At 64.7% G+C, this 25,869-nt stretch carries 22 protein-coding genes and 3 pseudogenes; 10 read left to right on the forward strand and 15 right to left on the reverse strand.

Going from position 1 to position 25,869, the window contains the following annotated elements; genetic code table 11:
* On the forward strand, window positions 1-984 hold the full coding sequence (locus tag ACZ899_RS13890; RefSeq protein ID WP_234560688.1) for a LysR family transcriptional regulator: 984 nt from the start codon (window positions 1-3) through the stop codon (window positions 982-984).
* On the opposite strand, the pseudogene ACZ899_RS13895 reads toward ACZ899_RS13890, so the two are convergent.
* A pseudogene (locus ACZ899_RS13895) lies at window positions 884-1,571 on the reverse strand (Crp/Fnr family transcriptional regulator). The gene ACZ899_RS13890 and the pseudogene ACZ899_RS13895 overlap by 101 nt on opposite strands.
* A 92-nt stretch (window positions 1,572-1,663) precedes the next feature.
* Here ACZ899_RS13895 and ACZ899_RS13900 point away from each other — a divergent pair.
* The gene (locus ACZ899_RS13900) at window positions 1,664-2,188 is read left to right on the forward strand and encodes an Mpo1 family 2-hydroxy fatty acid dioxygenase (RefSeq protein ID WP_203647851.1); all 525 of its coding nucleotides are present in this window, start codon (window positions 1,664-1,666) and stop codon (window positions 2,186-2,188) included.
* Window positions 2,189-2,340: 152 nt separating this feature from the next.
* Here the strand turns inward: ACZ899_RS13900 and pcaC are convergent, their stop codons facing one another.
* The 9 genes and pseudogenes from pcaC to pcaR all read right to left on the reverse strand — a co-directional run bounded on the left by pcaC (window position 2,341) and on the right by pcaR (window position 12,066).
* The gene (gene pcaC, locus ACZ899_RS13905) at window positions 2,341-2,733 is read right to left on the reverse strand and encodes a 4-carboxymuconolactone decarboxylase (RefSeq protein ID WP_234560689.1); all 393 of its coding nucleotides are present in this window, start codon (window positions 2,731-2,733) and stop codon (window positions 2,341-2,343) included.
* A gap of 10 nt (window positions 2,734-2,743) precedes the next feature.
* Window positions 2,744-3,535 (reverse strand): 3-oxoadipate enol-lactonase, encoded by a 792-nt coding sequence (gene pcaD / locus ACZ899_RS13910; RefSeq protein WP_234560690.1) that lies wholly within the window; start codon window positions 3,533-3,535, stop codon window positions 2,744-2,746.
* Between the two features lie 12 nt (window positions 3,536-3,547).
* A pseudogene (locus ACZ899_RS13915) lies at window positions 3,548-4,901 on the reverse strand (3-carboxy-cis,cis-muconate cycloisomerase).
* A gap of 9 nt (window positions 4,902-4,910) precedes the next feature.
* Window positions 4,911-6,200, reverse strand: a complete 1,290-nt coding sequence (locus tag ACZ899_RS13920) for an MFS family transporter (RefSeq protein ID WP_234560691.1) — start codon at window positions 6,198-6,200, stop codon at window positions 4,911-4,913.
* A 205-nt stretch (window positions 6,201-6,405) separates the two neighbouring features.
* A complete protein-coding gene (gene pcaF, locus ACZ899_RS13925; RefSeq protein ID WP_234560697.1) occupies window positions 6,406-7,611 on the reverse strand; it encodes a 3-oxoadipyl-CoA thiolase in 1,206 nt (401 codons plus the stop codon).
* Window positions 7,608-8,387 carry a CoA-transferase subunit beta gene (locus ACZ899_RS13930; RefSeq protein WP_110737384.1) on the reverse strand — a complete coding sequence of 260 codons (780 nt, stop codon included), beginning with the start codon at window positions 8,385-8,387 and terminating at the stop codon, window positions 7,608-7,610. Before ACZ899_RS13930 ends, pcaF begins: the two co-directional genes overlap by 4 nt.
* A complete protein-coding gene (locus ACZ899_RS13935; protein ID WP_234560692.1) occupies window positions 8,384-9,244 on the reverse strand; it encodes a CoA transferase subunit A in 861 nt (286 codons plus the stop codon). Before ACZ899_RS13935 ends, ACZ899_RS13930 begins: the two co-directional genes overlap by 4 nt.
* A 167-nt stretch (window positions 9,245-9,411) precedes the next feature.
* Window positions 9,412-10,758 (reverse strand): 4-hydroxybenzoate transporter PcaK, encoded by a 1,347-nt coding sequence (gene pcaK, locus ACZ899_RS13940; RefSeq protein ID WP_203647857.1) that lies wholly within the window; start codon window positions 10,756-10,758, stop codon window positions 9,412-9,414.
* 438 nt (window positions 10,759-11,196) lie between these two features.
* The gene (gene pcaR, locus ACZ899_RS13945; protein ID WP_232854642.1) at window positions 11,197-12,066 is read right to left on the reverse strand and encodes a pca regulon transcriptional regulator PcaR; all 870 of its coding nucleotides are present in this window, start codon (window positions 12,064-12,066) and stop codon (window positions 11,197-11,199) included.
* Between the two features lie 567 nt (window positions 12,067-12,633).
* On the opposite strand from pcaR, the gene ACZ899_RS13950 reads away from it, so the two are divergent.
* The gene (locus tag ACZ899_RS13950; RefSeq protein WP_050703906.1) at window positions 12,634-12,834 is read left to right on the forward strand and encodes a hypothetical protein; all 201 of its coding nucleotides are present in this window, start codon (window positions 12,634-12,636) and stop codon (window positions 12,832-12,834) included.
* Between the two features lie 312 nt (window positions 12,835-13,146).
* Entirely contained in the window at window positions 13,147-14,619 is a 1,473-nt protein-coding gene (locus tag ACZ899_RS13955) for an inorganic phosphate transporter (RefSeq protein WP_203647859.1), read from the forward strand.
* A gap of 345 nt (window positions 14,620-14,964) precedes the next feature.
* Here the strand turns inward: ACZ899_RS13955 and ACZ899_RS13960 are convergent, their stop codons facing one another.
* Entirely contained in the window at window positions 14,965-16,440 is a 1,476-nt protein-coding gene (locus tag ACZ899_RS13960; RefSeq protein WP_234560693.1) for a helicase HerA-like domain-containing protein, read from the reverse strand.
* A gap of 172 nt (window positions 16,441-16,612) precedes the next feature.
* Here ACZ899_RS13960 and ACZ899_RS13965 point away from each other — a divergent pair.
* The 5 genes and pseudogenes from ACZ899_RS13965 to gpgF all read left to right on the forward strand — a co-directional run.
* Window positions 16,613-17,629 (forward strand): annotated as a pseudogene (locus tag ACZ899_RS13965) (HAMP domain-containing protein); the annotation flags it as partial.
* 93 nt (window positions 17,630-17,722) lie between these two features.
* Complete coding sequence (locus ACZ899_RS13970; protein WP_373694313.1) at window positions 17,723-18,487, forward strand: methyl-accepting chemotaxis protein; 765 nt, start codon at window positions 17,723-17,725, stop codon at window positions 18,485-18,487.
* Between the two features lie 218 nt (window positions 18,488-18,705).
* Window positions 18,706-19,827 (forward strand): N-acetylglucosaminyl phosphatidylglycerol synthase, encoded by a 1,122-nt coding sequence (gene gpgS, locus ACZ899_RS13975; protein ID WP_232854643.1) that lies wholly within the window; start codon window positions 18,706-18,708, stop codon window positions 19,825-19,827.
* Window positions 19,820-20,584, forward strand: a complete 765-nt coding sequence (gpgD, locus tag ACZ899_RS13980; protein ID WP_234560694.1) for an N-acetylglucosaminyl phosphatidylglycerol deacetylase — start codon at window positions 19,820-19,822, stop codon at window positions 20,582-20,584. The genes gpgS and gpgD overlap by 8 nt, the downstream gene beginning before the upstream one ends.
* A complete protein-coding gene (gpgF, locus tag ACZ899_RS13985) occupies window positions 20,581-21,570 on the forward strand; it encodes a glucosaminyl phosphatidylglycerol flippase (RefSeq protein WP_203647864.1) in 990 nt (329 codons plus the stop codon). The genes gpgD and gpgF overlap by 4 nt, the downstream gene beginning before the upstream one ends.
* A gap of 154 nt (window positions 21,571-21,724) precedes the next feature.
* Here the strand turns inward: gpgF and purU are convergent, their stop codons facing one another.
* A complete protein-coding gene (gene purU / locus ACZ899_RS13990; RefSeq protein ID WP_186713139.1) occupies window positions 21,725-22,576 on the reverse strand; it encodes a formyltetrahydrofolate deformylase in 852 nt (283 codons plus the stop codon).
* Window positions 22,577-22,877: 301 nt separating this feature from the next.
* Here purU and mvaT point away from each other — a divergent pair, with 301 nt between their 5' ends.
* The gene (gene mvaT, locus ACZ899_RS13995) at window positions 22,878-23,255 is read left to right on the forward strand and encodes a histone-like nucleoid-structuring protein MvaT (RefSeq protein ID WP_028690229.1); all 378 of its coding nucleotides are present in this window, start codon (window positions 22,878-22,880) and stop codon (window positions 23,253-23,255) included.
* 75 nt (window positions 23,256-23,330) lie between these two features.
* Here the strand turns inward: mvaT and sbcB are convergent, their stop codons facing one another.
* The 3 genes from sbcB to ACZ899_RS14010 all read right to left on the reverse strand — a co-directional run bounded on the left by sbcB (window position 23,331) and on the right by ACZ899_RS14010 (window position 25,692).
* Entirely contained in the window at window positions 23,331-24,761 is a 1,431-nt protein-coding gene (gene sbcB, locus ACZ899_RS14000; RefSeq protein ID WP_234560695.1) for an exodeoxyribonuclease I, read from the reverse strand.
* Window positions 24,762-24,822: 61 nt separating this feature from the next.
* A complete protein-coding gene (locus tag ACZ899_RS14005) occupies window positions 24,823-25,182 on the reverse strand; it encodes a PilZ domain-containing protein (RefSeq protein ID WP_023631126.1) in 360 nt (119 codons plus the stop codon).
* A gap of 123 nt (window positions 25,183-25,305) precedes the next feature.
* The gene (locus ACZ899_RS14010; protein ID WP_050703897.1) at window positions 25,306-25,692 is read right to left on the reverse strand and encodes a tetratricopeptide repeat protein; all 387 of its coding nucleotides are present in this window, start codon (window positions 25,690-25,692) and stop codon (window positions 25,306-25,308) included.
* Between the last annotated feature and the right edge of the window lie 177 nt (window positions 25,693-25,869).

Consider the following 25,869-nt stretch of genomic DNA (forward strand, 5'->3'; position numbering starts at 1 on the left):
ATGGACCTCCGCCAACTGCGCTATTTCATCGCCCTCACCGAATACCGCAGTTTCGTCCGCGCCGCCGAAGTCATGGGCATCACCCAACCCGCCTTCAGCCGCGCCATCCAGAACCTCGAGCAGACCTTCGGCTGCGCCCTGGTTGATCGCGCCAACAAGTCACTGCCCCCTACCCCCGAGGGGCAAGTGGTACTGCAACACGCCCGCCGCCTGGTACAAGGCGCCGCGCAGTTGAACAACGAAGTACTGCAGATGACCAAGCTCGACGCCGGCGAACTGCATTTCGGCAGCGGCCCGGCCCTGGCCGTGCGCCTGGTGCCCCAGGCCCTGCAACAGTTCATCGATCGCCACCCAGGCATCCGCACCGCGCTGCTGGTGGACAACGCCGAACGCCTGGGCCAGGCCCTGCGGCGCGAGCAGATCGAGTTCTTCGTCGATGACGTGCGCCCCTTCGAAGCCGACCCGAACTTCCACACCGAAGCGCTGACCCCGCGCCCCGGCCTGTTCTTCTGTCGCCCCGGACATCCGCTTCTGGCCAAGGACAGCCTGTCGACCAACGACCTGTTCGCCTACCCACTGGCCAGTGCGCTGCTGGCGCCGGGCGTGCGCAAGCGCCTGGCCAACCTCAGCGGACGCAGCGACTTCACCCCGCACCTGCAGACCGAACACCTGGCGGTGCTGCGCAGCGTGGTGCTGGCCAGCGACGCCATCGGCACGGCCAGCGAGGAGGCGGTGGCCGAGGACCTGGCCACCGGCGATCTGGTGCGCCTGCACTGGCGCAACCTGCCGCCGGGCCTGGAGGTCCTCAGCGTGCGCTGCGGGGTGATCAGCCGCAGCGGCTATCGCCTGTCACCGGCGGCGCGGGCGATGATCGACACCCTGGTCAGCCTGGATGCTGCCCCATCGCCCGCAGACGCCGGGCATCGACAATCTCCACCTCGCCATAGCCCAGGCGCACCACGCCGGACTGCTCGAAGCTCCTGAGGATCTGGTTGATGGTCTGGCGCGACAGCGACAACATCAGCGCCAGCTGTTCCTGGGACACCTGCAACCGCCACTGGGCGACATCGCGCTCGCCATAGCCTTCGGCCATCTGCAGCAGGCGCTGGGCCACCCGCGGCGCGGCGGCCAGCAGGCTCTGCTGCTCCAGGGCAACGAACACCCAGCGCAACTTGTGGCTCATCAACAAGGCCAGGTCGCGCCAGTGCACAGGCTCGCGCGCCAGCCACTCGAGCAGCGGCGCCTGGGGGATCCACAGCAGGCGCGTCGGCCCTTCGGCATAGGCGTCGTGGGTACGCGGCTGGCCGTCGAACAGGCTGATCTCGCCAAACCAGTGGGGCGACTCGACCAGCGTCAACAGTGCCTCCTTGCCTTCGCTGCTGACCGCGCCGACCCGCATCGCCCCCTCCAGCACCGCATACAGGCCACAGGGCGCATCGCCGCGCTGGAACAGGCATTGCCCCGGCGCCAGCTCACGCGCACGGCCCCAGGGCCAGCAGGCTATCCTGAACGGTAGCGGGCAATTGCCGGAACCACTGACCATGCAGCAGCTGGGTACGCGGATCGTGCATGGTGCCTCGCAAAACGAACTCTGTCGGCCAGGCGACAGACGACGGTGACTGAACAGGGGCAAGCTGCGCTCACCCCTGATGGAGGAACAACAATGAAAAACCTCGTCGAGCACCTGAGTCAATACGCGGCCTACCACCGCGATCCACGCAACATCGCCACCCACTTCATCGGCATTCCGTTGATCGTGCTGGCGGTGACCATCCTGCTGTCGCGCCCCGGCTGGGACCTGGCCGGCGTCTGGCTGTCGCCGGCGCTGTTGCTGGCGGGCTGGTCGGTGTGGTTCTACCTGCGCCTGGACCTGCGCTTCGGGCTGGTGATGGGCCTGCTGCTGGGGCTGTGCCTGTGGGCCGGCCAGGCACTAGCCGTGCAGAGCACCGGGCTGTGGCTGAGCGCCGGGCTGGGGGCGTTCGTGGTGGGCTGGATCATCCAGTTCGTCGGACACTGGTATGAAGGACGCAAGCCGGCGTTCGTCGATGACCTGAGCGGGCTGATCATCGGGCCACTGTTCGTGGTGGCGGAGCTGGCGTTCATGGCCGGGCTGTGCCCTGAGCTGAAAAAGGCCGTGGAGGCCAATGCCGGGCCGGTGGCCATCCGCCAGAAGAAAGCGGCGATCTGACCCCATCTTGAGGCATGCGCAGCCCCTGCAGGAGCGGCCTTGTGCCGCGAACGGGCCGCAAAGCGGCCCAGCAGTTTCAGCGTCCCCCGCGATGGGGCTGCTGCGCAGCCCATTCGCGGCACAAGGCCGCTCCTACAGGGAAGCGCGCAAGCCTACAGCCGCGACTCCACCCCCAGCTCATCCCACACCGACTCGGCCAGGTGGAACGTGGCGTTGGCCGCCGGGATCCCGCAGTAGATCGCGCTCTGCATGATCACCTCCTTGATCTCCTCCCGCGTCACGCCATTATTGGCGGCGGCGCGCAGGTGCAGCTTGAGCTCTTCATTGCGGTTCATGCCGATCAACATGGCGATGGTGATCAGGCTGCGGGTATGCCGCGCCAAGCCGGGGCGCGTCCAGATATCGCCCCAGGCATGCCGGGTGATCATCTCCTGGAACTCGCCGTTGAAGTCGTTGAGCTTCTCCAGGCTGCGGTCGACATGGGCGTCGCCCAGCACCGCACGGCGTACCTGCATGCCCGCCTCGTAGCGTTGTTTCTCGTCCACGGTGTACTCCTCAACGGCTCGACAGGAAGTCGAGCACACGGCGGCTGAACGGCGCGCCGATCTCGACATTGGACAGGTGCGCCGCCGCAAACTCCACGTACTCGGCGCCGAGGATGCCGGCCTGCATGAAGCGACCATGCTCGGGGGTGGTCACCGCATCGGCGCTACCGGCGACAATCAGGGTCGGCACCTGGATATGGTTGAGCTGGTCACGGAAATCGGCATCGCGCACCGCGGCGCAATTGGCCGCGTAGCCCTCCGGCGAGGTCTGCGCCAGCATCTGGCAGATGCGCAGGGTACGCTCCGGTTCGGCGGCGGCGAACGCCGGGGTGAACCAGCGGGCGATGGAGGCATCGCGCAAGTCGGCCATGGCCTGCCGCCCCCCCGCGAGCACGGTGTCGATGCGGGTGTTCCACACTTCGTCACTGGCGATCTTCGCCGCCGTGTTGCACAGCGCCAGGCTGAGCAGGCGGCTGCCCGCGTTGATGCCCAGCCACTGGCCGATCAGGCCGCCCATGGACAGGCCGAGGAAATGGGCCTTCTCGATATCCAGGGCGTCGAGCAGGGCCAGCACGTCGCCACCGAGTTGCTCGATGCTGTAGGGGCCCTCGGTGACCTGCGAACCGCCATGTCCCCGGGTGTCGTAGCGCAGCACACGGAAATGCTCGGCCCATGCCGGGATCTGCGCATCCCACATGTGCAGGTCGGTGCCCAGCGAGTTGGACAGGACCAGCACCGGCGCATCGTCCGGACCGTCGAGTTGGTAATGCAATGCGCCATCGGCCAGTTGCAGGTGCGCCACAGCGGTCTCCTTTCAGGCAGTGAATCGTTGATGTTCGGCCACGGCGCGTGCCACCCAGACACGCGCCTGGCCGAGGTAATGGGCAGGGTCGAGCAGACGGTCGAGCTCCTCAGCGGACAGTTCGGCGCTGACCTGCGGTTCGTCGCCCAGCACGGCACGCAGGTGGCGCCCCTCGGCCACGGCGCGCTGGCAGCATTGCTCCAGCAGGTGATGGGCACGCTCGCGCCCCAGGCGCTGGGCGAGCACGATACTGACCGCCTCGGCCAGCACCAGGCCCTGGGTCAGGTCCAGGTTGCGGCGCATGCGGGCGGCGTCCACCTCCATGCCCTCGGCTATCAGCTGCGCCTGGCGCAGGGCGCCGGAGACCAGGCAGCAGATTTCCGGCAGGGTTTCCCATTCGGCATGCCACAGGCCGAGGCTGCGCTCGTGCTCCTGGGGCATCGCGGTGAACAGGGTCGAGACCAGCCCCGGCACGCGGGTGGCGGCACCGATCAGCACCGCCGCGCCCACCGGGTTGCGCTTGTGCGGCATGGTCGAGGACCCGCCCTTGCCCGGCGCGCCGGGCTCGAACAACTCACCCGCCTCGGTCTGCATCAGCAGGCTGACATCCCGGCCGAACTTGCCCAGGCTGCCGGCGACCAGGCCCAGTACCGAGGCGAACTCCACCAGGCGGTCCCGCTGGGTGTGCCACGGCTGTTCGGGCAAGGACAGTTTCAACTGCGCGGCCAGGGCCTCGGCCACCGGCAAGGCCTTGCTGCCCAGCGCCGCCAGGCTGCCGGAGGCGCCGCCGAACTGCAGCACCAGCAGGCGTGGGCGCAGTTCCTTGAGGCGCTGGCGATGACGGGTCAGGGCGCCAAGTACACCGGCCAGCTTCATCCCCAGTGTCACTGGCGTCGCATGCTGCAGCCAGGTGCGCCCCACCAGCGGCGTGTCGGCATGCTGCAGCGCCTGGGCGGGCCAGGGTGTCGGCCAGCTTGCCGAGGTCGCGGTCGATCAGCGCCAGGGCGTCACGCAGTTGCAGCACCAGGCCGCTGTCCATCGCATCCTGACTGGTTGCGCCCAGGTGCACGTAGCGCTCGGCCTCGGGCACGCCGCTGGCGACCACCTTGCCCAGGGCCTTGACCAGCGGAATCGCCGAGTTGCCGGCAATGGCGATGGCATCGGCCAAGGCACGCACGTCATAGCGCTCGGCCTTGCAGGCCGCCTCGATGGCGCTCACCGCGGTGTGCGGCACCAGTCCGGCACCCGCCTCGGCACGGGCCAGGGCGGCCTCGAAATCGAGCATGCCCTGCAGCCGGCCACGGTCGGAGAAGATCTCGCGCATGGCCGGCGCGGTGAAGTAGGCATCGAACAGTTGGTTGCTCATGCAACGTCCTTAGTGATCATGGTGCAGGTACGCCGCTTGCTTGGGCAGGCGCAGGCTGAACAGGAAGGCCACCGCCATCATCGCGGTCACGTACCAGTAGAAGGTGTTCTCCATCCCTAAGGTTTTCAAGCCCAGTGCCACGTATTCGGCGGAACCGCCGAACACCGCGTTGGCCACGGCATAGGCCAGCCCTACCCCCAGCGCACGGACCTGCGGGGGGAACATCTCGGCCTTCACCAGGCCGCTGATGGAGGTGTAGAAGCTGACGATGCACAGCGCCAGGGTCACCAGCACGAAGGCCATGAACGGGCTGCTCACGGTCTTCAGCGCCATCAGCAACGGCACGGTGAAGATCGTCCCCAGGGCGCCGAACAGCAGCATCGAATTGCGTCGGCCAATGCGGTCGGAGAGCATGCCGAACACCGGCTGCAGGATCATGAACAGGAACAGCGCGCCGGTCATGACGAAACTGGCGCTCTTGGCGTTCATGCCGGCGGTGTTGACCAGGTACTTCTGCATGTAGGTGGTGAAGGTGTAGAAGATCAGCGAGCCACCGGCGGTGTATCCCAGCACTGTGATGAAGGCGGCGGCATGGTTGCGAAACAACCTGCTGATGGTGCCGGCGTCCTTGTCCTGGCGGGTCTCGGCGCTGCTGGTCTCCTTCAGCGAGCGACGCAGCATCAGCGAGATCAGCGCGGCGATGGCGCCGACCACGAACGGGATGCGCCAGCCATAAGCGCGCAGCTCATCCTCGCTGAGCAGCTGTTGCAGGATCACCACCACCAGCACCGCCAGCAATTGGCCGCCGATCAGGGTGACGTACTGGAACGAGGCGAAGAAGCCGCGCTGGCCGCGCAAGGCCACTTCGCTCATGTAAGTGGCGGTGGTGCCGTACTCGCCGCCCACCGACAGGCCCTGGATCAGCCGTGCCAGGAGCAGCAGCGCCGGTGCCCAGGCGCCGATGCTGGCGTAGGTGGGCAGGCAGGCGATGATCAGCGAGCCGCCGCACATCATCAGCACCGAGATCATCAGCGAATTCTTGCGCCCGTGACGGTCGGCCAGGCGGCCGAAGATCCAGCCACCGATGGGGCGCATCAGGAAGCCTGCGGCGAACACACCGGCGGTGTTGAGCAACTGCACCGTGGGGTCGTCGGAGGGGAAGAAGGCCGGGGCGAAGTAGATCGCGCAGAAGGCATAGACATAGAAGTCGAACCATTCGACCAGGTTGCCCGACGAGGCGCCGACGATGGCGAAGATCCGCTTGCTGCGTTCTTCGCCGGTGTAATAGCTGGAAGTCATGGTGTTTTTACTCCTGGGAGGTCACTGCAAAGTCTAGACATACCCAGTAACAATCTCGTTCCCTGCCGGACATGGATCCCTGTAGGAGCGGCCTTGTGCCGCGAAAGGGCTGCGTAGCAGCCCCCGGCGGTATTCGCGTTGGAACACAAGTCTCGGGGCCGCTGCGCAGCCCTTTCGCGGCACAAGGCCGCTCCCGAGTCCAACTTCAGACCCGCTCGATGGCCAGCGCCAACCCTTGCCCGACGCCCACACACATGGTCGCCAGCCCCTTGCGCCCGCCACTCTTCTCCAGCTGATGCAGCGCCGTCAGCACCAGGCGCGCCCCGCTCATCCCCAGCGGGTGCCCCAGGGCGATCGCACCGCCGTTGGGATTGACCTGCGGCGCATCGTCCGCCAAGCCCAGCTCGCGCAGCACCGCCAGCCCCTGGCTGGCAAACGCCTCGTTGAGCTCGATGACATCGAAATCTGCCACCGCCACACCCAGCCGCTCGGTCAGCTTGCGCACCGCCGGCACCGGGCCGATACCCATCACCCGCGGCGCCACGCCGGCACTGGCCATGCCCAGCACCCGGGCGCGTGGCGTCAGGCCATGCTTTTTCACCGCCTCGGCCGAGGCCAGGATCAATGCAGCGGCGCCATCGTTGACGCCCGAGGCATTGCCTGCGGTAACCGTCTTGTCAGGGCCATTGACCGGGTTGAGCCTGTTCAGCGCCTCCAGCGTGGTGTCCGGGCGCAGATGCTCATCCTGCTCGACCACCGTCTCGCCTTTCTTGTGGGCGATACGCACCGGCACAATCTCTTCGGCGAAGTAACCGGCAGCCTGCGCGGCGGCGGCCTTCTGCTGGCTGCGCAGGGCAAAGACGTCCTGATCGGCGCGCGACACCTGGTAGTCGTCAGCGACGTTGTCGGCGGTCTCGGGCATCGAGTCCACGCCATGCTGCGCCTTCATCAACGGGTTGACGAAGCGCCAGCCGATGGTGGTGTCCTCGAGTTTCATGTTGCGCGAGTAACCGCTCTCGGCCTTGCCCATCACGAACGGCGCGCGGGACATCGACTCGACGCCACCGGCGATGGCCAGCTCCATCTCGCCACTGGCGATGGCGCGGAAAGCACTGCCAATGGCGTCCATGCCCGAGGCGCACAGGCGGTTGAGGGTCACGCCGGGAATGCTTTGCGGCAGGCCGGCCAACAGCAGCGCCATGCGCGCCACGTTGCGGTTGTCCTCGCCGGCCTGGTTGGCGCAGCCGAGGAACACTTCGTCGAGCAGTTCCCACTGCACCTGCCGATTGCGCTCGACCAGCGCCTTGAGCGGCACCGCCGCCAGGTCGTCGGCGCGCACACTGGCCAAGGCGCCGCCGAAGCGGCCAATGGGGGTGCGGATGGCGTCGCAGATAAAGACGTCACGCATCAGGCTTCTCCTGCCGTCTGGCCATGGGCGGCGGCGGTGCGCGCCTCGAGGTCGCGTAGGGCGGACAGCTCGACATCGCTGGGTGCCGCAGTCTGCTGCACGTCGTCGGCGAAGCGGATCGCCCACCCGGTGGCGGCAACGATCTGCTCGCGGGTCACGCCCGGGTGGATCGATGTGACCACGAATTCATGGGTACCCGCTTCCGGCTCCAAGATGCACAGGTCGGTGATGATGCCGACCGGCCCCTCGCCGGGCAGGCCCAGGCGCTTGCGCGAGTCGCCGCCTTCGCCGTGGCCGACCGAGGTGATGAAGTCGAGCTTGTCGACGAACGCCCGCGGCGACTGCTTGAGGATGATCAGCACCTGCTTGGCGGAACCGGCGATCTCCGGTGCACCGCCGGCACCCGGCAGGCGAGTCTTCGGCGCGTGGTAGTCGCCGACCACCGTGGTGTTGATGTTGCCGAAGCGGTCGACCTGGGCCGCGCCGAGGAAGCCGACGTCGATGCGCCCGCCCTGCAGCCAGTAGCGGAAGATCTCGCCGGTCGGCACCACGGTGTCGGCGGTCTCGGCCAGCTCGCCGTCACCGATGGACAGCGGCAGCACGCTAGGCTTGGCGCCGATCGGGCCGGACTCGTAGATCAGCACGACATCAGGCGACGAGGTCAGGCGTGCCAGGTTGGCGGCCTTGGACGGCAGGCCGATGCCAACGAAGCACACGGCACCGTTACGCAGGCGACGGGCCGCCGCGACGGTCATCATTTCGGAAGTGGAGTAGCTCATTGCGCGGCCTCCGCGGTGCTGGCCAGCTTGGCCTGGAATTCGGTGAAGTCCCGGGTGCCATGGATAAAGGTATCGATCCAGGCGGTGAACGACTCGCGGTTGCGGGCGATCGGGTCCCAGGCCTGGTAGAAGCGGTTGTCGCGCTCGTAGTAGCCGTGGGCGTAGGACGGGTGGGCGCCGCCGGGCACCAGGCACACCGCGCTGAGCGCCCAGGTCGGCAGCACACAGGCATTCATCGGCGCATTCAGGTCATCGACGATCTCCTCGACGGTGACGATGCAACGCTTGGCCGCCAGGGCCGCCTCCTTCTGCACGCCGAGGATGCCCCACAGCAGCACGTTGCCCTTGCGGTCGGCCTTCTGCGCATGGATCACGGTGACGTCCGGGCGCACCGACGGCACGGCGGCAAGCACCTCGCCAGTGAACGGGCAGGTGACGCTCTTGATCAGCGGGTTGACCTTCGGCAGGTCGGAGCCGGCGTAAGCCCGCAGCACCGCGAACGGCAGGCCGGAGGCGCCGGCGACATAGGCGTTGGCCAGGTCGGCGTGGCTGTGTTCCTCGATCTCGATGGCGTACGGCCACTGCTTCTCCACCGCGTCGCGCAGGCGATGCAGCGAACCAACGCCGGGGTTGCCGCCCCAGGAGAAGATCAGCTTGCGCGCGCAGCCGGCACCGATCAGCTGGTCGTAGATCAGGTCCGGGGTCATGCGCACCAAGGTCAGGTCGCGCTTGCCCTGGCGGATGATCTCGTGACCGGCCGCCGTCGGAATCAGGTGGGTGAATCCTTCGAGGGCGACGCTGTCGCCATCCTGGATGAACTGCTTCACGGCCTCGTGAAGCGAGAGGATTGCTGCCATTGGAGACTCCTGGTCAGGTCGAGTCGAGTCAGTGAGCAGCGGGCCATTGCGTCGCTGCGATGGGCCCAGATTACGGCGGCTGTCGGGATGGTAACAATCCGATAATCGCACTTTTGTGCGATTATCGAACCATTTGTTACTCTACTATCTAACGCGTACCTATCGCCTCAGGTCGCGTCGGCGTGGCTCACCAGCCCCTTCACCACTACGCCGATGGTGGCCAGCGCCGCTGGCACCAGCAACGCGGTCAGCACCTGCTCGAAGGTCCACCCCAGACCCAGCAGCGTCGCCCCGCTCCAGGCACCGAGAATCGCGCCGAAGCGACCGATCCCGAGCATCCACGACACCCCGGTGGCGCGCCCCTGGGTTGGGTAGAACCGCGCCGCCAACGACGGCATGGCCGATTGCGCGCCGTTCACGCACATGCCGGCGACCAGCACCAGCGTGGCCAGCAAGGTGATGTTGCCCAGGCTCTGCCCCACGGCATAGGCGAACACACCCGCCAGCAGGTAGAAGACGCCGATCACCTTGTGCGGGTTGAAGCGGTCCATCGCCCACCCCACGGCCACCGCGCTGAGCACGCCGCCGAACTGGAACAACGCGCCGATGAAGGCGGCCTGCTCCATGCTCGCGCCGCTGTCACGCATCAGGGTCGGCAGCCAGCTGGTCAGCAGGTAGACGATCACCAGGCCCATGAAATAGGTCAGCCACAGCAGCACGGTGCCCAGGCCATAGGTACCCGAGAAGATCACCGCGAACACGTTGCGCGCCGCCACCGCCTTCTGCTCCGGCACACTGAAGCTCGCGGCCTGTGCCACCAGCGCCGGAGCAATCGGCGCCAGGGTCCGGCGCACCTTCTCGGTGCCACGGTTGCGCACCACCAGGAACCGCGCCGACTCCGGCAGCCAGACCAGCAGCACCAGTGCCAGCAGCAACGGCAGCACCCCGCCGATCACCAGCAGGCTGTGCCAGCCGTAGGCCGGGATCAGCTTGGCCGAGATGAAACCGCCCCCGGCCATGCCCAGGTTGAAGCCACAGAACATGCTGGTCACCAGCAGCGACTTGAGCCGCTCCGGGGTGTACTCGGAGAGCAAGGTGGTGGCATTGGGCATGCCCGCCCCCAGGCCCAGGCCGGTCAGAAAGCGCAATACCAGCAGTTGCTCGACATTGGTCGCGTAGGCCGAGGCCAGGCTGAACCCGCCGAACACCAGCACCGCGCCCACCAGCACGCCCTTGCGCCCGAAGCGGTCGGCCAGCGGGCCGGAGCCGAGGGCGCCGAAGACCATGCCGATCAGCGCGGCGCTCATCACCGGGCCGAGACTGGCGCGGTCGATGCCCCATTCCTGGGACAGCGCCGGGGCGATGAAGCCCATGGCGGCGGTGTCCAGGCCATCGAGGAAGACGATCAGGAAGCACAGGATCACCACCCGCCATTGATAGCGCGACAGCGGTTGGTCATTGATGAGGGACTGGACATCGAGGCAGTTGCCGACAGCGGATTGTGGCTTGTTCATTGTTGTTATCCGGGAGTTGGGCACAGGCAGGCTACCGCGCATCGCTGATGCGCAGGAACAGCAAACGGTGGATACGGCGAACTGGATCAGCCGGCGTGCAGCAGCACTGCGCGCGGGTGCGGCCGCGACAGCGAAGGGATGGTCTTCATGGGGATGCCCTCGGGCCTGTTGTTATTGTCCGGTCGGCGAAGCCGACTCGTGCGACAGACATTAATCAGCAGGCCTGGGCGGCGCAATTCGTCGGGAACGACACTGTGCGTTTATCGAACACAAAGCGCCCGGTTCCTGTGCGAGCAACTGTCATGTGCAAACTCCACTCCCACAAGTACTGCACAACGTCTGAGACAGTGGGAATCCCGTGGGAGCGGCTTCAGCCGCGAACACCGGCGAAGCCGGTGCCACAGGATTGTGCGCAGGAATGAGGAGCGTCTGTGCGGATCAGCCAAACAACTGGTGACACAGGTCCTGGCTGGCCGCCAGCAGGATCGGCAGGAAACGCTGCTCCAGTTCCCCACGGCTGACCCGACCGACATGGGTACTCACGTTCAACGCCGCCAGCACCTGCCCCGAGGCGTCATAGATCGGCACGGCAATCGAACGCAGGCCCTGCTCCAGTTCCTGATCAACCACGCACCAGCCCTGCTCGCGCACTTGCTGGATGCAGGCGAACAGCGATGCCGGATCGTGCAGGGTACGGCTGGTCCGCGCCTTGAGGTCCGCCCGCTCCAGATATTCGTGCAGGCTGGCGTCGTCCAGCGCCGCCAGCAGGATGCGGCCCATCGACGTGCAATAGGCCGGGAGCCGCCCACCGACCGACAGGTCGACCGAGATCAACCGCTCGACCGTGGCCGAGCGCGCTATATAAAGGATGTCGTCGCCCTCCAGCGTGGCCATGTTGGCCGCCTCGTGGAGCTGGTCGCTGATCCGGTCGAGGTAGGGCTGGGCCGATACCGCCAACGGCGTGGACGACAGGTAGGCATGGCCAAGGGTCAGCACCTTGGGCAACAGAGAATAGGTTCGCCCGTCGGTGGTCGCGTAGCCAAGCTTCATCAGCGTATGCAGACAACGCCGTACCGCCGCCCGGGGAATTTCCGTGCGGTGGCTGATCTGGGCAATGGTCAGGTGTCGCTTGCGCTCCTGGAACGCCTGGATCACCGCAAGGCCACGAGCCAGGGAGGTCATGAAATCCGGATCGCCGGTGAAGGCCTGGATGCGCTTGGCCGCGGACGCCACGATCGGCGGTGCCAGGGTGGGGCTGGTATTGCGCGCGGGCTCGTTCGCTGGCGGGCCGCTGGTTTCTTCGCTCATGGACATGCCTCAAAAAAATCGCTACCTCGTTCGATTATCGAACGAACGGCCGATAATCGCAATTGACCGCTGACACTTTTGCTTATACCTTTCCCCTGCCACATGTGGCTTCTTTGGAGAGACTGGTCAGGTACCCACCGTAGAAGTCCCAGGCAACGGCCTCGCCTCCCAGCGAGGCCGTTTTCATTTCCGACACCCATCGGCAAACTTGCCTACCACAACAACTTGAACTTTCAGCAGTCCGCTCGGACAAACCCTCTGTCCGCAAAGAATAACTTCAGGACTATTGTCAATGGCGGGTAAAGAACGATAGCCTTCGAATTGCCGATTGCTATAATCGGCTCATGTTGATTGTCTGCGCTGTATAACGGATCCAATCGACAAACTTTCGTTGCCTTCCTGACGCCTGCCCGCTGCCTGAGCAGTGGCTTGTCGTGTGGTGCGCCGCAGGTCGCCCTCCCACACTCTGTCCTTGCAGTGCAACGATGTGTTCGCGTTGCTGAATTTCCACATCCTGCGTGTGTATTTAGCGGCTGACGCCCAACTTCAACCTATTCAGGTATTACTGTGACGAAAGAAGAACTGCGCGCGGAACTCGAGCGCCAGGCCGAACGTTACAAGGATGTTTACGGTGGTGAAGTCACCACCTATGCCGCACAACCCGACCCGGAACGCAAACCCTGGCGTAAACGCGCCAGCATTCTCGACCAGGCCTTCGCCCAGGAAATCGAGAAGATCGAAAAGGAACTGCGCAGCGACGGCGAGTGAAGTCACACGATGTCATGGCGCCGCTATCGAGCAACGGTTGCGGCAAGGCATCCTGGGTGAAAATGCTCGATATGAAATGGAATCACACAAATTTCATACAAGCGTTTAAATTGCGGACTCTCTACGAAAATCGTCTCAAATCGCTGATTTTTCTGAAATTTATCGATTTTTTACGACGTTTTTGCGCGAAAGCTCACCTGCGCCATGCAGGTGCGGGGTCGTCATTCCCCTGCCATCGGTCAGTGGCGGGTGCATCGATTGCCATGGTTTTCTGGCATAATCCGCCCCCCCTAAGACCGCCAGACAACCTTCATGATCGATTTATTCAGCGGACTGGATGCCTGGGTTATCGTGAGCCTGACGCTCGCTCTGACCTTCGTGCTCGCATTCGAGTTCATCAATGGCTTTCATGACACCGCCAACGCGGTAGCCACTGTCATCTATACCAAGGCCATGCCACCGCACCTGGCCGTGTTCTTCTCCGGTGTGTTCAACTTCCTCGGGGTTCTGCTCGGTGGTGTCGGGGTGGCCTATGCCATCGTCCACCTGCTGCCGGTCGAACTGCTGATCAATGTGAACACCGGCCACGGCCTGGCCATGGTCTTCTCGCTGCTGGCCGCGGCCATCACCTGGAACCTGGGCACCTGGTACTTCGGTATCCCGGCCTCCAGCTCGCACACCCTGATCGGCTCGATCCTCGGCGTCGGCCTGGCCAACGCCCTGATCAGCGACATTCCGCTGGGCGACGGCGTCAACTGGCAGAAGGCGATCGACATCGGCATGTCCCTGGTGCTCTCGCCCATGGCCGGCTTCGCTGTCGCCGCCCTGCTGCTGATCGGCCTGAAATGGTGGCGTCCGCTGTCAAAGATGCACAAGACCCCGGACCAGCGCCGCAAGCTCGACGACAAGAAGCACCCGCCGTTCTGGAACCGCCTGGTGCTGGTGATCTCGGCCATGGGCGTGAGCTTCGTGCACGGCTCCAACGATGGCCAGAAGGGCATCGGCCTGATCATGCTGGTGCTGATCGGCATCGTCCCGGCCAAGTTCGTCCTCGACCTGAACAGCACCACCTACCAGATCGAGCGCACCCGCGACGCCACCCTGCACCTGAGCCAGTTCTACCAGCGCAACGCCGCGACCCTGGGCGAGTTCCTGGCGCTGGGCAAGGCGCAGGCAAGCGATCTGCCGGAACAGTTCAGCTGCAATCCGCAACAGACCGAGCCGACCATCACCGCGCTGCAATCGTCGCTCGCCGGGGTGACCGACTACCGCGCCCTGAGCGCCGAGAAGCGCGTCGAAGTGCGTCGCTACCTGCTGTGCCTGGACGACACGGCGAAGAAGGTCGGCAAACTGCCGGGCCTGCAGGCCCGTGAAAAGGCCGACCTGGAGAAACTGCGCAAGGACCTGACAGCCACCACCGAGTACGCACCATTCTGGGTGATCGTCGCCGTCGCCCTGGCCCTGGGCCTGGGCACCATGGTCGGCTGGAAGCGCGTGGTGCTGACCGTTGGCGAGAAGATCGGCAAGCAGGGCATGACCTATGCCCAGGGTATGTCGGCACAGATCACCGCGGCCTGCGCCATCGGCATGGCCAACGTGTTCAGCCTGCCGGTGTCCACCACCCACGTGCTGTCGTCGGGTGTCGCCGGTACCATGGTCGCCAACAAGAGCGGCCTGCAGGGCGGCACCGTGAAGACCATCCTGCTGGCCTGGGTGCTCACCCTGCCGGCAACGATGGGCCTGGCCGCCGGCCTGTTCTGGCTAGCCACCAAGGCCATTGGCTGATTGCTGATGCAGTACTGAAAAAGGCGCCCCTTGCAGGGCGCCTTTTTCATATCCGTCCTTCCAACCCCATGACGCCTGATGCGTGGGAGCAACTGTCTTGCTGAGATTTCTCAACTGGCGTGATCTCTGTGGGAGATCGTCCAGCCCTTGGGCTGCGCTGTCGCGCAGGGAACCGTCTTCTGTAGGAGCGGCCTTGCGTCGCGAAAGGGGTGCGAAGCGCCCCCAGGTCTGCGCCTCAAGCTGATATTGCCGGGGCCGCTATGCGGCCCTTTCGCGACACAAGGCCGCTCCTACAGGTTGGCGTAGTACCTGTGGGGCTTGCCCCGCGATAGGGCACATGCCGGCCTAGCGCTTCTTCCCACCCAACAACGACCCCATCAACCCACGCACCAGCTGCCGCCCCAATTGGTTGGCCGCCTGGCGCACCGCCGACTTGATGGCCTGCCCCGCCGCGCTCTGCAGGAACTCACCGGCCTTGTCGGCGAAGCTGTCCTCATCGGCCTTGGCCTGGGGCGCCGGCTCCACCGGTTCGCCCTTGCGCTGAGTAAGCATTTCATAGGCCGACTCACGGTCCACCGGCTTGTCATAGCGCCCGGCCAGCGGCGATGCCGCGACCAGGGCCTGCCGCTCGACTGCGCTCAACGGCCCGATCCGCGACTGTGGTGGCGCGATCAGCACCCGCTGGACCATGGCCGGCGTGCCCTTCTCTTCCAACGTCCCGACCAGCGCCTCACCGATGCCCAGCTCGGTCAACACCGCCAGGCTGTCGAACGCCGGATTGGGGCGGAAACCATCGGCCACGGCGCGCAGCGACTTCTGCTCCTTGGCGGTGAATGCCCGCAAGCCATGCTGGATACGCAGCCCGAGCTGGGCCAGCACCGCATCCGGCAGGTCGCCTGGTGACTGGGTGACGAAATATACCCCCACACCCTTGGAGCGGATCAGCCGCACCACCTGCTCCAGACGGTCTTGCAACGCCTTGGGGGTGCCGTTGAACAGCAGGTGCGCTTCGTCGAAGAACAGCGCCAGCACCGGCTTGTCGGCATCGCCACGCTCCGGCAGTTGCTCGAACAGTTCGGCCAGCAGCCACAGCAGGAAGGTCGCATAGACCTTGGGCGCGTCATGCACCAGGCGGCTGGCATCGAGCAGATGGATACGCCCGCGACCATCGCCTTCGGGGCGCAGCAGGTCCTCCAGTTGCAGCGCCGGCTCGCCGAACAGCGCCTCGGCGCCCTGCTGCTCCAGGGTCGCCAGGCGGCGCAGCAAGGCCTGCGTGGAGGCGCTGGTCATCAAGGCGCTGTCCTCGCCCAGCAGCTGGGGATTGTCCTTCAGGTGCGCGAGCAGGGCCTTGAGGTCTTTCAGGTCGAGCAGCAGCAGGCCTTCGCGGTCAGCCACCTTGAACGCCGCATACAAGGCGGCCTGCTGGCTGTCGGTGAGCTCCAGCAGATTGCCCAGCAGCAACGGTCCCATTTCGCTCAGGGTGGTGCGCAAGGGATGCCCCGATTGCCCCGCGATATCCCAAAGACTTACCGGATAAGCCTGGGGCTTGTGGTTCAGCCAGGGCATGCCGGCGATCCGCTCGGCCACCTTGCCCTGGGGCGCCCCGGCCGCGCCGAGGCCGCACAGGTCGCCCTTCACATCCGCGGCGAATACCGCGACCCCGGCATCGCTGAACAGCTCGGCCAGGTGTTGCAGGGTGACCGTCTTGCCGGTGCCGGTTGCCCCGGCCACCAGGCCATGCCGGTTGGCCAGGCGCATGGACTGGAATACCGGCTGACCATCAGGACCCGCTCCTACTACCATTCGTAAGGAATCTGACATCTTCTTTCATCCCCTGCTCAAGTTCCGCCGCGTGACAGCCGATATTTCAAAATGATTCTACCCAGAAAGACAGTAACAACCCGAAAAGGACCCACGGGAATTGTTGCACTGTTTTCCAGCCGTGCTTTGTGCGAACGACCCGATAAAAAACCTTAGCGGACACGATCACGTTATGAATAAAAGCCTTCGTTTCAGCCACAAGATTCTTCTGGCGGCATCACTGATCGTGATACTCGCCTTCAGCCTATTCACCCTGTACAACGATTACCTCCAGCGTAACGCCATTCGCGAAGACCTGGAGAACTACCTGGCTGAGATGGGCGAGTCCACCTCCACCAATATCCGCAACCTGTTCGAAGGGCGCATCAAGCTGGTCGAGAACGTCGCCCAGAACATTGCCCAGTACCCACAGAACACCGGCACCCTGCTGGGCCAGAACGCGCTGACCTCGAGCTTCCAGACCATCTACCTGGGCCAGCCCGACGGCACCTTCACCGTGCGCCCGGACACCAAGATGCCTGACGGCTACGACCCGCGCGTGCGCCCCTGGTACAAGGACGGCCTGAACGCCAACGGCCCGATCCTCACCGAACCCTACATTGACATGGCCACCAACGAGCTGGTCATCTCGATCATCAGCACCGCCTCGCGTTCGGTCGGCGTGGTCGGCGGCGACCTGGCCCTGGACGGCCTGGTGCAGATCATCAACTCGCTGAACTTCGGCGGCATGGGCTACGCCTTCCTGGTCAACGACCAGGGCAAGATCCTGGTGCACCCGGACAAGAACCTGGTGATGAAGACGCTGTCGGACCTGTTCCCGCAGAACACGCCGAGGCTGTCCAGCAACCTGACCGAAGTGACGCTCAACGGCGAAACCCGCCTGCTGACCTTCACTCCGGTCAAGGGCCTGCCTTCGGCCAACTGGTACATCGGCCTGTCGGTGGACAAGGACAAGGCCTTCTCGATGCTCAGCACCTTCCGCACTTCGGCGGTGATCGCCACGCTGGTGGCAGTGGTGATCATCATCGCCCTGCTCGGCCTGCTGATCCGCGTGCTGATGCAGCCGCTGCACACCATGACCCGCGCCATGTCGAACATCGCCGAGGGTGAAGGCGACTTGACCCGCCGCCTGGAAATCCACAACCACGACGAGTTCGGTATCCTCGGTACCGCCTTCAACCGCTTCGTCGAGCGCATCCACGGTTCGATCCGCGAAGTGTCCTCGGCCACCGAGCAGGTCAACGAAGTGGCACTGCGGGTGATCAGCGCCTCGAACTCGTCGATGAGCAACTCCGACGAGCAGTCCAACCGCACCAACAGTGTCGCCGCCGCAATCAACCAGCTCGGCGCCGCTGCCCAGGAGATTGCCGGCAACGCCGCCCAGGCCTCGCAGCATGCCAGCTCGGCGCGGCTGCTGGCCGAGGAAGGCCAGCAGGTGGTGCAGCGCAACATCGATGCGATGAACCGCCTGTCGGACCTGATCGTCACCTCCAGCGAGCATATCGAGACGCTGAACAACAAGACCGTCAACATCGGCCAGATCCTCGAGGTGATCACCAGCATTTCCCAGCAGACCAACCTGCTTGCCCTCAACGCCGCCATCGAGGCCGCCCGCGCCGGTGAGGCCGGGCGTGGCTTCGCCGTGGTCGCCGACGAGGTGCGCAACCTGGCGCACCGCACCCAAGAGTCGGCGCAGCAGGTACAGAAGATGATCGAGGAGCTGCAGGTCGGCGCCCGCGAGTCGGTCGACACCATGGGCCAGAGCCAGCGCCACAGCCAGGACAGCATGGACATCGCCAACCAGGCCGGCGAACGCCTGGGCAGCGTCACCCAGCGCATCGGCGAGATCGACGGCATGAACCAGTCGGTGGCCACCGCCACCGAAGAGCAGACCGCCGTGGTCGACTCGATCAACATGGACATCAACGAGATCAACATGCTCAACCAGGAAGGCGTCGAGAACCTGCAGGCCACCCTGCGCGCCTGCTCGGACCTCGAACAGCAGGCCGGCCGCCTCAAGCAACTGGTCGGCAGCTTCCGCATCTGACCTGAGCAAACGCGTCGCCTGATTCGCGGGCAAGCCCGCTCCCACAGGATCTCTGCCGGCCCTGTGGGAGCGGGCTTGCCAGCGAAGGGCGCAACGCCATTCACCCGTACTCCACCCTCGGCGATCGAACAAACTATCCTTCAGGTAGGTCAACCCTCAGGCGCGTCATCGCCGGATCATTACCGCCGAATGACACACCCGAGGACGATCCCGGAGGGATGCTGATCGTGCACATCGCCGACATCACCATGTTCTACGCCCCGGCCAGCGGCGGCGTGCGGACCTATCTTGATGCCAAACACCGCCGCCTCGACGCCATGCCCGGCGTTCGCCACAGCCTGTTGATTCCCGGTGCCAATGCCAGCCAAGTCGACGGTGTCTACCACGTGCCTGCCCCGCCCCTGCCCTTCGGCAACGGCTACCGCTTCCCGGTGCGCCTGGCGCCCTGGTGCAAGGAACTGCGCCGCCTGCAGCCCGACCTGATCGAGGTCGGCGACCCCTACCTCACCGCCTGGGCGGCCCTTGAAGCGCGGCGCAAGCTCGATGTCCCGGTAATAGGCTTCTATCACTCCGACCTGCCCTTGCTGGTGAGCAATCGCATGGGCAACTGGTTCACCCCCAATGTCGAGGCCTATGTCAGCAAGCTATACGGGCATTTCGACCGGGTCCTGGCACCCAGCCAGGTGATGGCCGACAAGCTGCGCCGGCTGGGCGTGGAGAACGTGCACGTGCAGCGCCTGGGCGTGGACCTGGCGCTGTTCAACCCAGAAAGGTACGACCCCGGCCTGCGCGCCGAGCTGGGCATCGCCGATACCAGCCGCCTGCTGGTGTTCGCCGGCCGCGGCTCACGGGAAAAGAACCTGCCGGTGCTGCTCGATTGCATGCACGCACTCGGCCAGCCCTACCACCTGCTGCTGGTGGGCTCGAACATGCCGGCCAGCGTGCCGGACAACGTCAGCGTGATCGACCACTTCCGCCCGCCCCAGGAGGTCGCCCGGCTGCTGGCCAGTGCCGACCTGCTGGTGCACGCCGGCGACCAGGAAACCTTCGGCCTGGTGATCCTCGAAGCCATGGCCAGCGCCACGCCCGTGGTGGCCGTGCGCGCCGGCGCATTCAGCGAAATCGTCGACGAACGCTGCGGCCGCCTGTGTCCGCCCAACAATGGCCAGGCCATGGCCGAAGCCGTGCGCGAGGTCTTCGACAACGGTGTGCGCGAGCTCGGCCGCCACGCCCGTCAACACGTGGAGCGCCACTACAGCTGGGACAGCGTCGTCAACGGTCTGCTCCAGCATTACCAGGCAGTGCTCGGCCACCCGCTGCCGGTGCGCGCCCATGGCTGAGGGCCGAGCCGACACGCGCAGCCTGATGCTGGTGCTGCACGATATCTCGCCCGAAACCTGGCCGGACTACCAGCCCTTCGTCCAGGCCATCGACGAACTCGGTGGCGTGCCGATGACTTGGCTGGTGGTACCGGACTTCCACCATCGCAACCCGCTGACCCGTTCACCCACCTTCTGCCGCCTGCTCGAGCGGCGCCTGGCCCAGGGCGACGAGCTGGCCCTGCATGGCTACTACCACGCCGACGATGGCCCGCCACCGCGCGGACCGGGCGAATATTTCATGCGCCGGATCTATACCCACGAGGGCGAGTTCCATGGGCTGGACCAGGCAGACGCCCTGCTGCGCCTGCAAGCCGGGCTGGCAGTGTTCAAACGACAGGGCTGGCCGGTGGCAGGCTTCGTCGCCCCCGCCTGGCTGATGAGCGAAGGCACCCGCCAGGCTTTGCGACAGTTGCCACTGCGCTATACCAGCTCTCCACGTCACTTGTACCGGCTGCCGGACTTCACCGCCTTCGATGCCCCAGGACTGGTGTGGAGCGCCCGCAGCGCCTGGCGCCGCGGCCTGTCGAGGGTGGTCAGCGACTGGCAATGCCGCCGCTGGCGCGAAGCCGACACCCTGCGCCTGGGCCTGCACCCGGTCGACATGCGCCACGCCAGCGCACGCAATTACTGGCTCGACACCCTGCACCAGTTGCTGGCCCAAGGCCGTGAGCCACTGACCAAGTCGGCCTGGCTGGCGCGCCAGGCCGCCCCATGAAGCGCCTGGGCTGGCTGGCCCTGGCACTGCTGCTGGCGGGGCTGGTACCCGCCCTGTTCGGCGGCAGCGACCTGCTCCCGCGCCTGCGCGCCTTCGAACCCGGGTTGCTGCTGCTGTTGCTGGCCATGATCCTGCTGTGCTGGATTCTCAATGCCGCCCGTCTGCGCCTGCTGCTGGGTGACCAGGGCGCACGGGTGGGACGGATGCACAGCCTGGGCGTGGTGATGGCTACCGAGTTTGCCATCTGCACCACGCCCGGCGGCAGCGGTGGCCCGTTGACCCTGATGACACTGCTGGCCCGCGAGCGCATCGCGCCATCGCGCAGTGGCGCGGTGTTCGCCATGGACCAGTTGAATGACCTGCTGTTCTTCTTCTGCGCGATGCTGTCGATTGCCGCCTACGCCCTGTTCCACCACCTTGGCCACAGCCAGGCGCAGATGCTGCTGGGCAGCGCCCTGCTGCTGTGTGCCACACTTGCGGGGATCTTCCTGCTGCTTCGCTATCGACGCCGGGTGATGCGTGGCAACGGCCGGTTGTTGCATCGCCTGGGCATGGCGCCAGCACGCCGACGACGCTGGGCACGTAAGCTGCTGCGCTTTGTCCATGCCCTGGCCGATACCTGGCGCATGCCCCGGCGTACGCTGGCGCTGGTGTTCATCCTCACCTGCGCACACTGGTGCCTGCGCTACAGCGTGCTATATCTGGCATTGCGGGGGTTGGGGGTGGACCTGGGGTGGATTGCCAGTTTCCTGGTGCAGATGCTCTCGCTCAGTGCCGGGCAGTTCAGCCTGTTGCCGGGCGGTGCCGGCGCGGCGGAGCTGACCTCGGCGACCTTGCTGTCACCACTGGTGGGCAGTTCGACGGCGGCCGCGGCGATCCTGATCTGGCGCGCGGTTACCTATTACTTCTATCTGCTGGCGGGTGGGCCGGTGCTCCTGTACCTGCTGGCACATCCGCGACTGGAGCGTCGTCGCCAGACGGGTTGAGGCGCCCCCAAAGCTCGGCGGCACCGGGAAACTCGGTGCCGTCCTCATCGCTCAACGCCTCGGGGTCGAAGCGAGCCAGGCAGCCTTCGCCCAAGGTGGGTGGCGCCGAGGCGCCGGCCTTGTCACGTGGGTCTGCCATGCCAGGGCCCTCGACTCAGTTGAACACCACGGTCTTGTTGCCGTGCACCAGCACGCGGTCTTCCAGGTGGTAGCGCAGGCCACGGGCCAGGACCATCTTCTCCACGTCACGGCCGAAGCGCACCATGTCCTCGATGCTGTCGGCGTGGCTGACACGCACCACGTCCTGCTCGATGATCGGGCCGGCGTCCAGCTCCTCGGTCACGTAGTGGCAGGTCGCGCCGATCAGCTTCACGCCGCGCAGCGCCGCCTGGTGGTACGGCTTGGCCCCCACGAACGACGGCAGGAAGCTGTGGTGGATATTGATGACTTTTTCAGCGTATGCCTGGCACAGCTGCGGCGGCAGGATCTGCATGTAGCGCGCCAGCACCACGGCGTCGGCGCCGTACTCGGCGACCAGGCGCGAGACCTCGGCGAATGCCGGCTGCTTGTCCTTCGGATCGACCGGCACATGGTGGAACGGAATGCCGTGCCACTCGACCATGCTGCGCAGGTCATTGTGGTTGGAGATCACGCAGGGAATCTCGCAGTCCAGCTCGTCGGTGTGCCAGCGGTGCAGCAAGTCGGCCAGGCAGTGCGACTCACGGCTGGCCATCAGCACCACGCGCTTCTTCTGCGCCGAGTCGGTGATCCGCCAGGTCATGGAGAACTCTTCGGCGATCGGGGCGAACGCCTCGCGGAAAGCCTCGATACCGAACGGCAGGGACTCGGCGCGGATCTCATGGCGCATGAAGAACCAACCGCTCTGCTCGTCGGAGTGGTGGCTGGCTTCGTTGATCCAGCCATTGTAGAGGGCCAGGAAATTACTGACTTTTGCCACGATACCGACGCGGTCGGGGCAGGCAATCACCAGTCGATAGGTGCGCATGAGGGAGACTCCAGAACTTCGCAAAGGCGCATATTCTAGCGACCTGCCGGGAAAAACGCAGTAAGCATCTACACCCCCGCGCCACCTGGCTCAAGGACCCAGTCGTACAGCCCTATTCCCTTCTTCCCAAGGGGAAATAGCCAGCGCCCCAGACAAATTGTAAATTTTTCTTAACCTAATGACTGCGCAGTCAGTGCCTACTATTAAATGCGTGATCAATATTAATTTGTTTACTTGAGAGTTTCGCCTGTCTATTATTGCCCCCACTGTCTCTCTCTGAACATGCATTAAGGAACACATCATGTCCCTGATCAACGAATACCGCGCCACCGAAGAAGCCATCAAGGAACTTCAAGCCCGCCTGGCCAACCTGTCGCAAGACGGCAAGCTGCAAAAAGAACTGGAGTTCGAAAAGAAACTGCGCGAGCTGATGGCCGAAAACGGCAAGTCGCTGCGTGACGTGATCGCCCTGCTCGATCCGGAAAGCAAGCTGAGCAAAGCCCCGCGCGGCGCAGTCAAGACCACCGGCACCAAGCGTGCACGCAAGGTCAAGCAATACAAGAACCCGCACAACGGCGAGGTTATTGAAACCAAAGGTGGCAACCACAAGACCCTGAAAGAGTGGAAAGCCAAGTGGGGCGGCGACGTCGTTGAAAGCTGGGCAACCCTGCTGGACTGATTCGCTTATCAGGCGCATTGGTTTCAACATGAAAAACGCCGGCACTTGCCGGCGTTTTTTGTTTATCTGCACATTTCAAAGCTGGTACTGCACTTTCAGTTGCCGGACATGGGCTTGCCAGGCCTCCAGCACCTGCCGTCCCGCTTCGCTGGCATCGGCCCAACTGCTCTGGCATGCCTGCTCGAAGTCCGCCACGGTATTAGGCGCACCGTAAGTAGGATCTGTAAGACGCTGCTGACAGAACGCATGCCAACGTGCGCGGTCTTGTTCATCAAGGGTGTCGGAAAAGTTTCGCGCGCGATAGCGGAACAGCAGTTCAGGCAGCCGCGGATCATCGAACATCCATTGTCCATGCGCCAATTGCGCCGGATCCACACGCCGTACTTGTTCGCTCAGGCGCTTGTCGCGATCGCCAAGAAAACCGTCATACAACTGTTGCTCCGGGTCTTCGCTGGGGGCAAAGCCTTCTTCCTGATAAATGATGTCCAGCTTGTCTCCCCAAACGGCCTGCTGGTTGGCCAACTGCTCCGCCTGTACCTGCAATGCCGACAACTCGAGCCCCAGGCGCTGTTGGTCGGCCGGGCGCAATACCGACAGTGGCGCCAATACCGGGCAGCGATTGATATGCACCAACTTCAGCGGTACCGGTAGTTCGCCCTGGGCCATGTCTTCGTGCCGCGTATACAGGCGCTGGCGCAATGCCTCTGCACTTTCATGGAGCAGCGGCGAAGCATCTTGTTGCAAGTCGCAGACAATCAGCGCGTTGCGGTTGCGCGGATGCCAGGCCAAAGGCAGTACCACGCCGATATAGTTGCGCTGAGCCGAGAAACGCCCGGATACATGAACCAGCGGTTGCAACAGCCGAACCTGTTCCATGACCTTGTGTTTGCTGCGCAACTGGAACAACCAGTCATACAACCGCGGCTGTTTCTCGCGGATCAAGCGGGCCAGGGCAACGGTCGCCCGCACGTCGGAAAGCGCCTCGTGGGCATGGCCGTGGTCGATGCCATTGGCCTTGCTCAGCAGTTCCAGGCGCAGGCTGGTACGCCCGTCCTGCTGTGGCCAGACGATCCCCTCGGGGCGCAGCGCATAGGCGGTGCGGACCACGTCAATCAGGTCCCAGCGGCTGTTTCCGCCCTGCCATTCCCGGGCGTAGGGGTCGAAGAAGTTGCGGTAGAGGCTGTAGCGGGTGACCTCATCGTCGAACCGCAAGGTGTTGTAGCCTGCAGCGCAGGTGCCGGGGCGAGCCAGTTGATCGTGCACCCGGGTCATGAACTCGGCTTCGCACAGGCCCTGGTCGGCCAGTTGCCGAGGGGTGATGCCAGTCACCAGGCAGGCCGCCGGATGCGGCAAGATATCGTCAGAGGGGCGGCAGTAGAGGCTGATCGGCGCCTCGATCTCGTTGAGGTCGAGGTCGGTGCGCACGCCGGCCACCTGCAGCGGGCGGTCGCTACGCGGATTGATGCCGGTGGTTTCGTAGTCGTGCCAGAAAATGCTGGAGCTCACGGGGTCTTCCTGTATCAAGGTCGACCAGAGTCTAGCGGCATGTACGAGGGCGGGGCCAGCCTCAGGCGGAGGCGTTCATGGGCCTGAAGCTGAAGAAATCGCGAAGGGAGCGAACGAATTCATCGTATTCCTGCGGTGCCTGCAGCAGCATGAAGCCGGCATCGAAATGCCCCGGCGTCTCATCCTCGCGGCACCACAGGCAACTGGCGGTCAGGTTGATGAACTGCAGGCCGCCACCGGCGAGGGGCACCCGTAGCTGCAGCTCGAAATCCGGCCCCACCAGCACCGGCAACTGGCTGATCAGCATCAGGCCGTCTTCCGAGGCGTTGCCCAGATAGCCGATCTGCTGGTCGGTGCAGCGGTTGAACACCTTGAGCACGCAAGGCAGCTGATGACGTTGTATGTGTCGCTCGATAAACATGATCGCAGTGAAATCCTGTACCTGGGGCCAGGAAGACAAGGTACTGGCGATGAACGTTACGACTCTCTAACAGATTAGCCCAGTCCGACGGACGGACTACATGAAATCATCGACACATTGGGATTAACGCCAAGGTGTAGTGTTCACGGGACTCGCCACCGTCGCCTCGCTGCCGCGCAGGTGCCCGAGCTTTTCCAGCGTCTGCAGGCGGGCCTGGGCGCGGTAGGCGTACTCGTTGCGCGGGTACTGCTGGATCAGGTACTGGTAGGTCTGCGCCGCGTCGACGAAGAGCTTCTGCCGCTCCAGGCACTGGCCACGCAGCAGCGACACCTCCGGGTGGATGAACGGTCGGGCGCGGCTGGTGCGGTCGACCTGCGACAGCTCCAGCATGACTTTCGCGCAATCGCCACGGTCGTAGGCGCGATAGGCATTGTTCAAGTGGTGGTCCATGGACCAGCGGGTGCAGCCGACGACACTGGCCGCCATGGTCAAAACGATCAGGGTGCGCATGGAAATTCTCCTTTGATGGGCAGTGTATCGGCCTTTCACGGCAAATCTTCACCGCCATTTGCAAGCATACCCGTACCGTTCAAACGCAACCCTGCTTCGTGTGCGGGTAGTGCAACGGAACAATGACTACAGCGCAATTGAGGAGTAGCCTTTCGCTGCGCTTCACTATAGGAGTCT

It is taken from the genome of Pseudomonas sp. TE31087, from assembly GCF_057284075.1.

Excerpts from the sequence above, each read along its gene's own strand:
- ACZ899_RS13890 (WP_234560688.1), top strand. The coding sequence starts at position 1 with ATGGACCTCCGCCAACTGCGCTATTTCATCGCCCTCACCGAATACCGC.
- ACZ899_RS13900 (WP_203647851.1), top strand. The coding sequence starts at position 1,664 with ATGAAAAACCTCGTCGAGCACCTGAGTCAATACGCGGCCTACCACCGC.
- ACZ899_RS13920 (WP_234560691.1), bottom strand. The coding sequence starts at position 6,200 with ATGACTTCCAGCTATTACACCGGCGAAGAACGCAGCAAGCGGATCTTC.
- ACZ899_RS13930 (WP_110737384.1), bottom strand. The coding sequence starts at position 8,387 with ATGAGCTACTCCACTTCCGAAATGATGACCGTCGCGGCGGCCCGTCGC.
- ACZ899_RS13935 (WP_234560692.1), bottom strand. The coding sequence starts at position 9,244 with ATGGCAGCAATCCTCTCGCTTCACGAGGCCGTGAAGCAGTTCATCCAG.
- pcaK (WP_203647857.1), bottom strand. The coding sequence starts at position 10,758 with ATGAACAAGCCACAATCCGCTGTCGGCAACTGCCTCGATGTCCAGTCC.
- pcaR (WP_232854642.1), bottom strand. The coding sequence starts at position 12,066 with ATGAGCGAAGAAACCAGCGGCCCGCCAGCGAACGAGCCCGCGCGCAAT.
- ACZ899_RS13955 (WP_203647859.1), top strand. The coding sequence starts at position 13,147 with ATGATCGATTTATTCAGCGGACTGGATGCCTGGGTTATCGTGAGCCTG.
- ACZ899_RS13960 (WP_234560693.1), bottom strand. The coding sequence starts at position 16,440 with ATGTCAGATTCCTTACGAATGGTAGTAGGAGCGGGTCCTGATGGTCAG.
- ACZ899_RS13970 (WP_373694313.1), top strand. The coding sequence starts at position 17,723 with ATGAGCAACTCCGACGAGCAGTCCAACCGCACCAACAGTGTCGCCGCC.
- gpgS (WP_232854643.1), top strand. The coding sequence starts at position 18,706 with ATGCTGATCGTGCACATCGCCGACATCACCATGTTCTACGCCCCGGCC.
- gpgD (WP_234560694.1), top strand. The coding sequence starts at position 19,820 with ATGGCTGAGGGCCGAGCCGACACGCGCAGCCTGATGCTGGTGCTGCAC.
- gpgF (WP_203647864.1), top strand. The coding sequence starts at position 20,581 with ATGAAGCGCCTGGGCTGGCTGGCCCTGGCACTGCTGCTGGCGGGGCTG.
- purU (WP_186713139.1), bottom strand. The coding sequence starts at position 22,576 with ATGCGCACCTATCGACTGGTGATTGCCTGCCCCGACCGCGTCGGTATC.
- mvaT (WP_028690229.1), top strand. The coding sequence starts at position 22,878 with ATGTCCCTGATCAACGAATACCGCGCCACCGAAGAAGCCATCAAGGAA.
- ACZ899_RS14005 (WP_023631126.1), bottom strand. The coding sequence starts at position 25,182 with ATGTTTATCGAGCGACACATACAACGTCATCAGCTGCCTTGCGTGCTC.
- ACZ899_RS14010 (WP_050703897.1), bottom strand. The coding sequence starts at position 25,692 with ATGCGCACCCTGATCGTTTTGACCATGGCGGCCAGTGTCGTCGGCTGC.